At 44.7% G+C, this 9,755-nt stretch carries 8 protein-coding genes; all 8 read right to left on the reverse strand.

The window, feature by feature from the left end:
- On the reverse strand, positions 1 to 427 hold a 427-nt coding region (locus ACRC27_RS01115), incomplete at its 3' end, for a hypothetical protein (RefSeq protein ID WP_438638937.1).
- A gap of 1,095 nt (positions 428 to 1,522) precedes the next feature.
- A complete protein-coding gene (fliS, locus tag ACRC27_RS01120) occupies positions 1,523 to 1,912 on the reverse strand; it encodes a flagellar export chaperone FliS (RefSeq protein WP_438638939.1) in 390 nt (129 codons plus the stop codon).
- A gap of 93 nt (positions 1,913 to 2,005) precedes the next feature.
- Positions 2,006 to 2,302 (reverse strand): hypothetical protein, encoded by a 297-nt coding sequence (locus ACRC27_RS01125; RefSeq protein ID WP_152105646.1) that lies wholly within the window; start codon positions 2,300 to 2,302, stop codon positions 2,006 to 2,008.
- A gap of 19 nt (positions 2,303 to 2,321) precedes the next feature.
- Positions 2,322 to 3,686, reverse strand: a complete 1,365-nt coding sequence (gene fliD, locus ACRC27_RS01130) for a flagellar filament capping protein FliD (RefSeq protein WP_152145730.1) — start codon at positions 3,684 to 3,686, stop codon at positions 2,322 to 2,324.
- A gap of 96 nt (positions 3,687 to 3,782) precedes the next feature.
- A complete protein-coding gene (locus tag ACRC27_RS01135; protein ID WP_438638941.1) occupies positions 3,783 to 4,241 on the reverse strand; it encodes a flagellar protein FlaG in 459 nt (152 codons plus the stop codon).
- A 104-nt stretch (positions 4,242 to 4,345) separates the two neighbouring features.
- A complete protein-coding gene (locus tag ACRC27_RS01140) occupies positions 4,346 to 5,860 on the reverse strand; it encodes a flagellin (protein ID WP_152145726.1) in 1,515 nt (504 codons plus the stop codon).
- Between the two features lie 327 nt (positions 5,861 to 6,187).
- Positions 6,188 to 7,459: a flagellar hook-associated protein FlgL gene (gene flgL, locus ACRC27_RS01145; protein WP_152105642.1), complete on the reverse strand. Its 1,272-nt coding sequence runs from the start codon at positions 7,457 to 7,459 to the stop codon at positions 6,188 to 6,190.
- A 234-nt stretch (positions 7,460 to 7,693) separates the two neighbouring features.
- Positions 7,694 to 9,613: a flagellar hook-associated protein FlgK gene (gene flgK, locus ACRC27_RS01150; RefSeq protein WP_438638944.1), complete on the reverse strand. Its 1,920-nt coding sequence runs from the start codon at positions 9,611 to 9,613 to the stop codon at positions 7,694 to 7,696.
- Positions 9,614 to 9,755 lie beyond the last annotated feature (142 nt).

Genomic DNA, 9,755 nt, shown 5'->3' on the forward strand with positions numbered 1-9,755 from the left:
TGCGCCCTACCAGGCTACGGAATAGACTGTTTTTACGGGTAATTTGCGGATAAGAAGCCGAGTGCTTACCTTGGAATTCGTAACAGTGCCCCAGCGCTTCAGTTAACTGAACATAGTTGAGAGGCTCGGCCACTTCACCAACATAGTTGGCAAGCCCTTGTAAATCATCTCCCTGCCCTGAAAACGTGATTACCGGGATATGATGGTTAATACGCAGAAAATCAATCACAGCTTGATACTGAGCATCAAAGCCTTTGATACGCCCAAGCAGACAACCTGCCCAGGAGTGTTTGTCATCCAGCGGCAACGCCACATCGCTGGATGACAAAACGATATTATCCTGACCTATAAAGTTAAAAATTACTGTCAAAACCTCACGGCGGTGAGGTTCATCTTCTATCAGTAAAAATTTTTGCAGTCCCGGCATGATTATGTGTCTAATGTAACGATTTTAGTATTTATGGCAGCGACTATAACAATATCAGACTACCCTATAACATGCGCTTTATTTAATATTTCGTGATTTTGTGAGGCTATTAACTAAAACGCCTCTTTTTCACTCATAAAAATAGTGTTCGCAGCATAAGATATGATAATTAAACGTGTTTTACATCACACTTTTTAACCTTACTTAAGTGAGCAGCTCTAGCTTTTGGGTTACAACAAACTCTAGACAACCACAAAGTGTTCATTAATTCGCCACACTTAAAACTCCCACTATCTAAATCCTTTTATGACCACATATCTTTATACAACAATACCCACCTTTACGGGGAAGAGACAAAACAAAATAAACATATAAAAATCAATGAATTAAAATAAACCATTGATATACTTGTCTCACTTATAGCTACGTGAAATGACTTATCAACCTCATACATTATCTCGAGGTCTATGATTTGCGCTAAATTTTAACGAGTCATAGCAAAACGCCACGCGACCTATTCATTTTATTAGAGTCTCGCAAACAAAATGCCTCTTCATGTTTGCCTGAATCTGTCTATATGGATCACATTAAAATGACCATCAGTCACATAAATAAGCGCTGATGGTACCTAAGTGTGAACCCGTTAAAAATTTTTCGATGAAGTAGAACGAACAGAGGATTTTAATTTTCACGCACGACAGAGGGTGCAACAAGAAACTTGTAAATAAATATTACTCAAAGTATCACTCAAAGCTGTCATCACAACACCAAAGCTAAGCTGTATTAACTAAGCTTCCTCACTTGTTCCCATTATCGTTTTGATTATTGCGGCTAAAGAGTATACGAATACACACAGCCTCGGAAAGTAAGCAAAAACCGAGGCATAAGACACTTTACTGTAGCAGTAATGCTATAAAACAGTAAGTTAAGAAAATAGCTAATCACATAGTACGTACATAATCAGTTACATACTCAGATTTTAAGATATTTTCGTCATAGTCATAAAGTAACAACTTTATTCATTATACATAATACCACGCTAAAATAGCCAGAGTTATTTCAACATGCGTCAATATGCAATAAAATCATATAGCATTATACATAATGCAACTCAGAGGGAATGGCCTCCCATGCCGATTTGATCTCGGTTAACAATTCGCTCACCTCATCAATCAATTCGGGATTATTATTAGCATTAGCCTTTAATAGTTGTGATTGCATGTATTCGTAAATTTGTTTCAGGTTTTGGGCAATGTCGAGCCCCTCATCTTCTGACAAGCAAGCCTCAAGATTAGCGATGATTTCTATCGCCTTACCTAAACGCTCACCCTTTAATGCAACATTGCCCATTTGCATAGCCGCTTTAGCCTGCACTAAACGCTCTATTGCGCCATTGAGTAACATCAAGATAACTTTGTGCGGCGATGCAGATTGTAACTGGCTGTCAACTGAAACTTTTTTATAAGCTTGTAACGTTCCACGCATAATTTTGTTCTCTTATCTCTCTATCGTTTTTTACTGCGTAATGACATCAAATAGCATTATGCATAATTCGACTTATGTTATTGCTCACCCTAATTACTGCAAACTAACCGCTTGATAGGCTTTTACACCTTTTTGTGAACGTTTATGTTGAAATAAAGTTAATGCATAACGAGCACGCGCTTTCTGCGCAGTTAAAAGCAGTGATTCAGTCATGTCATGTAGCGTTTTTTTTCCCTCTTCTGATAGAAAAGGTAAAACTTGCCCAAGAGTCTGCTGCCGAACAAAAATAAGATGTTGGATCTCTTCAGGGTCAGGATCGGCATCGGCTGCAAATAAAGCCTGTAACCTCTCATCAAGCTGTATAATTTGCGTTAACATACTTTCACTCATGCTGAATACCTAATGATAGTTACAACACACTCAAGACTGTATTCATCTGCTGTTGCATTTGGGTCACCGCAGCATCAATCGCATTAAACTGATTGGTCATTCTGGTTTCAAAATCAGCCATGCGTTTATCAAATGCTTCTTTTTCTTTACCCAATTTGCGTACTTGCTCATTAAGCGCTTTATCTTTCTCTGTTAACGACCCCGTAGCGCCAACAAAGTCTTTCATCAGAGCGCCTAACTTGCTGGATATCCCTTCATTTTTATCGGAGAAAAACGCACCGACTTTGGTGAAATTTTCTTCCAGCGCTTTATCCAGCTTTTCATCATCAATTTTTAGCTTACCGTCACGTTCAGTACTGATACCGATATCCGCTAAAAACTTCACACTCCCAGCAGCTTCTGATGGGCTAGTCATGATTTCACGCATCTGCACCATCAAATTTCGAACGATACTATCGCCGGTTAACGGTGCGGCAGTGCTGGTTTCTTTATTGTATTTAGTCAGCTCATCAGTGATCTCAATGATACTGTTGTAGGCTTCAACAAACTCACCTAAGCTTTGTTTAACCGCACTGTTATCATAACCTACCGTGACACGGTTAGTTTTAAACTTACCGTCCGCATCTTTTTCTGAGACTTCTTTTAGGTCAAGAGTTAAACCTTGAATAGCATTTTCTACTTTATTCGAAGCACTTTTGATCTCTTTACCATCAATGGTCAAAATTGCATCTTGTGGTTTATTTTCTGGCGCCGTATTTTGACCCGCAATCATCTGCCCCAATTTACTGCTAGGGTCAGCGCTTGAACTGACGGTAAAACTATTTTTCTCACCGGTTTTTTCACCCATCAACACCAACTCATTTTGCGGCTTACCGTTTTCATCGGTATAGGTCACAATGGTGGCCTTCACGCCTTTATTATCGGGTGACTTATTGATGGCATCCGCAATGTCTTTTAAGCTGCTATCTTTTTTTACATCAACGGAAAAGCTTTCTCCACCAACAGTAAAATCCAGCTTACCGGCATCAAATTTGGTATCAGGCGCAACAGCGGCCAAATTGGTTTTCTGCTCTTTCGCCAATTGTTTGACGGCCACATCATAACTGCCCGATATGGCATCTTTAGTGGCTGAACCGGCGAAAGGCGGCTCTTTACCGACGATATCGACCTTTCGCTTATCAAAGGCCTCATCTTTTTGCATTTTTTCCAGCGAGTCTTGAAACTCGGTTAATGCCGACTTCAATTTACCGTACGAGGAAATTTGGGTATCTAACGTTTGCTGCTGCTTTTGGAACTGTTTTAGCTTTGGCGTTGCTTCCGCCTTCACCATCATGTCAACCCAATCGGCAACCGGTAGCCCAGAACCAATACCAGGAGCGCGCATATTTCACCTCTATTTATTATCGTGTACGGGTTTAACTGCCTTTGTCACATACCGCTAATGGCATGTGGCCAGAAGGTGATTCAAGTAACCAACACATCAAACTTCTGTTTTAAGCAAAATACCTGCCATCTGATCTGCCATTTTTTTGGCCAACTCCAGCATCTCTTCTGACGGTAGCTGGCGGATCACGTCACCGCTTTCCCGGTCTACCACCGAGACCACTTGACGATTTAAGTCTTCATCTAAGTGAAAACTCAGTTGACGATTCATGCCGCGCATAAATTCGTTGATTTGCTGGGTTACCACACTGAGGTCAGTATGATCATTATCTGAGATCTCCACTGCCGAATGAGAATCTGAACTCAGCTCAAACTCAGAGCGTAACTGATCATGCCGCAGCGTACTGTCAGCAAGGGAATTTTGAGCTTGAACGGGTGCCAGCGGGGTCGGTTGCGGCAAGCGTGGTACATCAGGGGCCGGTGGCATTGCTGGCGGCGTAGAATACGCCGAAGAGGTAAACGTGCAAGGGGTGATCGACAATCCGGAAACAGACATCAGTTTGCCCTTTGTGCTTAAAGATAATCTAACGTTGAGTGACACAACAGGGGCTAAACGCCCCTGTTGGTATGACTCGTTTGCTTAAAGCAAACTACAGGGAATTAACCCAGCAGTGACAGCGCAGATTGTGGCAACTGCTTAGCCTGTGCCAGCATTGCGGTACCGGCTTGTTGCAGGATTTGCTGCTTGGTCATGTTGGTGGTTTCTGAAGCGAAATCCACATCCATGATACGGCTGCGGCCCGCAGTGGCGTTTTCTTGGATGTTACCCAAGTTGCTGATGGTGCTAGACAGACGGTTTTGCAGTGCACCGAGGTCAGAGCGCTGGTCATCAATCGAAGCCAATGCACCATCGATAACAGACAGCGCTTGTTGAGAGCCTGCAGCGGTAGATAAATCAACTGTATCTACAGAAACACTGGTGGAATTACCAACAGCACCAATAGTTGGATTTGCCGCGTCAAGCGAGGTAGAAAAGCTTTTATTACTATTTAATTGAATAGTACCAGTAAAAACAGCTGAGTCAGTTGTATCAGCAGCACCTAATGTTAACGCAGTTGTTGTACTTTTATTACCATCTTGACCATACGAAGTAATACCAGCAGCTACAGCGGTGGTACCATCAGCCGCTAACGCCTTAAAATCCTCAATTTCAATATCTTTGCCACTGTCACTGATCATTCGCAATTCACCGCCGTCAGTAATAGTTGCTTTAATACCAGTTTGGGAGGATTTCGCATTAATCGCTGCAGCTAGATCTTCTGGTTTCTTTGGATCCGTTATATTAGCTTTAATCTCTTGGCCACCTAATTTAAAGCTCACCTCACCACTTGTTGTCGCTCCTAGCGTTACGCCTATTTCAGTATGCGCTTTTGCTGTCACGCCAGTACTGGCTTTTTTTGCATTGATATTTTGAGCAATGGTCTGCGCTGAGTGGCCCGCTTTAATATCGATTTCTTCGCTTTTATTACCACGAATACTTAATTTGCCCGCAGTTACTGAATTCTTGTCCGTTGCTTGCAAAGTGGCTAAGTCCTCACCTGAAGCGGTGGATCCACCTAAACCTGCTGAGTCTGCAGCAGCAGAACTTAAAGTTGAACGATTCGTACCCAGCGCACTGGCTTTCATATCACCCAATGTAATATCGATAGTCTCATTCGCTTCAGAGCCTACCTGGAAGCCTTTAGTACCAAAAGAACCATCAATCAATTTCTGACCACCAAAAGTGGTGGTTTCGGCAATACGGGTCATCTCATTTTGCAGAGAAGTCACTTCTTTTTGGATTGCCGCACGGTCAGCATCAGAGTTCGAGCCGTTCGCTGATTGCAACGCCAGATCTCGCATTTTATTCAGAATGTTGGTTGATTCCTGCATCGCGCCTTCGGCGGTTTGCGCAATCGAAATACCGTCGTTCGCGTTTTTCATTGCTACGCCGAGGCCACTGATTTGTGAGCCTAAGCGGTTAGAAATTTGCATACCCGCGGCATCATCTTTCGCTGAGTTGATGCGGTTACCGGTAGACAGACGCTGCATAGACACGTTCAGCGCATTGTTGGTTTTGTTCAGGTTACGCTGTGCATTCAGCGCGGTCACGTTGGTATTTACGGTAATAGCCATGATTGTTGTTCTCCATTATTCCGCCGTGGCCGGTGCCCGCGGCATTACATTCGTTTGACAAAATAGGTAACGGCACAAAAATTAAATCCTTTAGTCATTTTTTTTGACTTTTTCATTAAGTGATTATTTTTTAATGATTTATTTTGTGGCAATAACAGAGGGCAGACCATAGGTTTATAAGAGGGAAAGGGTAATTCGCTCACAGCGGACACAGCGAAATCAAACAAAACAGACGAATGCGGTATACAGAAAGCAAAAAATAGCCCGCACTACGCGGGCTCTAACGATAAAACGGGCTATGATGCAAAGCGTGCAGTGTGGACAAAATCACAAATAATTAAACAGGCTCATACCTTGTAATTTAACAAAGGTTTGCTGACTGGCTTGCATAGCCAAGCTCATCATCGAAAATTGCAGCGCCGCGGTGGGATAATCCAGATCTTCTTGTGAAGACAGCGCCGTTTTCACTACCACATCGTTATCGGCATGATCTTCTTTCGCGGTTTCTGCCGCCTGCATACGGGTACCCACCTCACCACGTACACTGTTCAGATGCTTGCTGATGGCATCCATCTGCTTAACACCCACGCTGATGTTCGCGGTATTACTGCCCTCTTTCACATTGTTGATAGCATTTTGCATTGCGGCGAATGCATCAATGTTCTTTTCAGGCTGAATGCTGACTTTATCCGCACCCGACTCGGTAACCGTTGGCGTACCACTGAAGGTGATTTTTACCTTTTGGCTATCTGCACTGCCGGTACCGTCATCAATCACAATTTGATTATTGACCATATCCACCGGTTGCGGCTCAGGTGGCAATAATGGGCTCGTCGGATCGTTCGGATCAGTGCGCTTTTGTGCAGGCACATACGCACCAGAGCTATCTTTGGCTAAAAATCCGGTGCTGCCATCATCCATGGTGACAAATTCAATGTCATATTTTTCGGCTGAATCGGTACAATTTTCGGCTTTTTCGATAAAGAAATCTGACCCCGTAGTACGCTGATAATCAGGCGTATAATCACCAAACGGGTTAGGCACTTGCTGAAACAGCTTACTGCCCGCATCACTGATCGGAACTTGAATTGACGATGCCACTTGCAAATAGCGCTGACCATCATTACCTCTATACTGCACGTTGCCATCAGCATCTTTGTAAAACGGCGGCTTATCCGTTTTTGTTCCACCAAAAATGTAATTTCCTGACTCATCGCGGGTATTGGCCAAATCGAGCATCGCATCAAAGTTTGCTTGCATGTCTTGCGCTAGCGAATTTAGCCCGTTGGCATCCACCGAGCCATTGATCGCGCCCAGCATTTTTTCACGCGTGTTTTGCACTAAATCGTCACCATTTTTCAGGTACGTTTCTTCCTGTGCTAAACGGTTCAACGCTAAATCAGCCATGTTGGTGTACTGCTGATTCAGGGTACTTTGCTGTTTTAAATTGTGAATCGAGATCATGGCAACGGAATCGTCACCCGCCGCCTCAACGCGCTTACCCGATGTCATTTGGCCAAACAATTTACTCAGGTCGGCTTGTTTTTGGCCCATGTTGGTGCTGAAGAACCGGTATTCCTGAAATGAAGGAACGCGCATCAAGCTATACTCCCTAGCATTATGTTTACAGCCTACCCATTACACACCCGTAACCTGCCTGCCACCCCACGTTGTTTGGGTAATACCTATACGCGCTGTTCATCCATATAGGTATTTAGGTTTTAGCTTTTAAGCAGGGCTAAATGGTATGCACAACGCTGCGTTTATCACGCCAACAAGGATAGGCTTTGCGTTATGCGTATTTGTATCAAATAATAATGTCTTGGTTTTATATCAACCTACTGAGCCAAGCAGTGTTTTAAAGATTTCATCGGCTATCGAAATGATCCGCGCACTAGCTGAGTAAGACTGCTGATAACGAATCAAATTACCGGCCTCTTCGTTAAGATCTACACCGGAGACACTACTCGCACGGGTTGCTGCGCTCTGATATTCGAGCTTACTGTGAGAATAGTCACGCATAGCCGATGACTGTGCGGCGCCGATATCCGTATTGAGTTTTTCGTACACATCAAACAGGGTCTGGGTGCCGTTACCCATGATTTTGCTGTTCTGCAGATCTTGCATTGCCAGCAAGTTGGTGTTGCTACCAGAGGCAGGATCCATATCGATGCTGAAAGAATCGCCGACTTGCGGTTTACCGCCGAGGGTAATTTCCATCCCGCCCACGTTTACTTTAGCGCCTGCGGTATACTCGCCTTTTTGCAGCTCTTTTGGTGGCTCGCCACCATCGGTGATCCGATATGACAACTTGCCGCCATCATCGAAGTATTCGATATTCAGCTTACGGCTATCAATCGGGTAATTAGGGTCAGCTTTATCTTTCACCGAAACATTCACGCTACCGCTGCCCTTGTTAGCTTCACCTTTGCTGGTAATACCTTGTGCGGCAAGCTGTTCCGGTTTGGTCATTACCATATCAATGTCAGCTGCCGCTTGGCGGGTTGGGCGGATCTCAATCTTATCGCCTTGGGCGATGGTGCCGCCGTTGAGCTCTAACGTGAAGCCGTATTTATCTGAGCTTAGGCCATTCATTGGTGTACCTTGCGGCGTCAGCTTTTCCAGCTCGTTACCGCTCTTGTCACGCAAAATGTAATCGGTCCCGTCAAACTCCAGCTGGAAAGGGCCGCCACTGAGCTTACTCACATCATCAATATTCACGCCCAGATTCAGTGCTGGGTTATTACTGATAGCACGGCTTTGTTTCGCACGTTCACTGTTAATATCGGTAAACATGTTCTGGCCAATCTCGCCATTGAGATCCAAGCCTTGTTGCTGCTGCTTGTTAATGGCATCCGCGATGCCCATCGCCATCAGGCCAATCTCATCCATGGCTTTGGGAATATGCACATCACGCATTTCAAACATCGCGCCTAGCTTGCCGCCGAGCGACTGGCCATTGAGCGGCTTGCTGCTGTTACCCCAGCTGATCGCTAACTGGCACTGGCGTGGATCGGGTGAGCCATCCACCATCTTGATGGTGGCACTTTCCCCACCGGAAACCAAGGTATGGCCACCACCTATCATCACATTCATCGAGCCATCGTCTTTGGCTACCGTGGTCACTTGAGTGAATTCAGCGAGCTCATCCAGCAGTGCTTGACGGCGATCTTCCATCTCATTAGATGAACCACCTTGCTCGACAATCGACTGATTAATTGCTGCCAATTCTTTGGCGATATCATTAACCCGGCCTGAATTACCTGCTAACTGATCATTGAGCTCATTTATCTTATTATCTAACGTGCTATGGATATTGTTGAAGTGAGCCGTTAAGTTTTTGCCTTGATCCAACACCTGCTGACGTAGAGCCAAATCACTTGGGTTATCCCCCAATTTTTTAACCGCATCAAACCAGCTGTTGAGGGTGTTCGGAATTTTAATCCCCACTTTCGACAGCAAGTTATCCAGCTCGGTCAACCCGGTGGTGCGCTGAGTGGCGTTGGAGAATTTGGTGGTCGCCATGTTCAGTTCGTTGTTGGCGTAAGTGCTGTACACGCGACGCACTTCGGTGATGTTCACTCCGGTGCCGAACTGCAGGTTGCCCTGATACAGAGAGCCGTTGGTGGTCTGAACCGCAACTTGACGGCTGTAACCGATGGTATTGACGTTATTGATGTTGTTACCGGTTACCCGAAGCTGTGCCTGATTGGTCAATACACCGCTCATGCCCAGTTGCAGTAGATCATTCATTACCTTCTCCTCAATCTGATGTGCCCTGAACCGGCGTTTAGCCAGTTCAGACGACGGCAGCTACCTGATATGTATCTGCCGTACTCAGAAAAACTTTACCCGAATCAGAACGGGAACCACTCGCTATTAAAGAAGCGTGACA

Origin of the sequence: Plesiomonas sp., assembly GCF_051650925.1 — a bacterium.
In the GTDB taxonomy this organism is placed as follows: Bacteria; Pseudomonadota; Gammaproteobacteria; order Enterobacterales; family CAMTGL01; genus Plesiomonas.